The sequence below is a fragment of the Lysinibacillus sp. RU7 genome, assembly GCF_057837305.1.
Genome location: NZ_JBYQFK010000272.1, coordinates 1 through 242, shown reverse-complemented (window position 1 = coordinate 242; position 242 = coordinate 1). Strand labels below are relative to the sequence as shown.

Genomic DNA, 242 nt, shown 5'->3' with positions numbered 1-242 from the left:
AGAACGTCAACGACCTGAAGGCGCAGGTGGCCGCCAACGAGAAGGGCGTGGCGGAACTGAAGAAGATGATTTCCCAGTTCGGCGAGGACGTCGTCGAAGCCTATATGGGCCACGTCCAGGACAATGCCGCCGAAAGTGTGCGCCGCGTCCTCGACCAGTTGAGCGACGGCGAATTCTCCTACGAGATGGACCAGGGCTGCCGGATCGTCGCGAAGATTACCATCGATCGCGAAAACCGCGAG

1 protein-coding gene is annotated in these 242 nt (G+C 60.3%); it reads left to right on the top strand.

The genetic code is table 11. The features are described from left to right. Positions 1–242 (top strand): hydantoinase B/oxoprolinase family protein (locus AC3II9_RS22370; protein ID WP_489158962.1); only part of this gene is annotated, 242 nt, incomplete at both ends.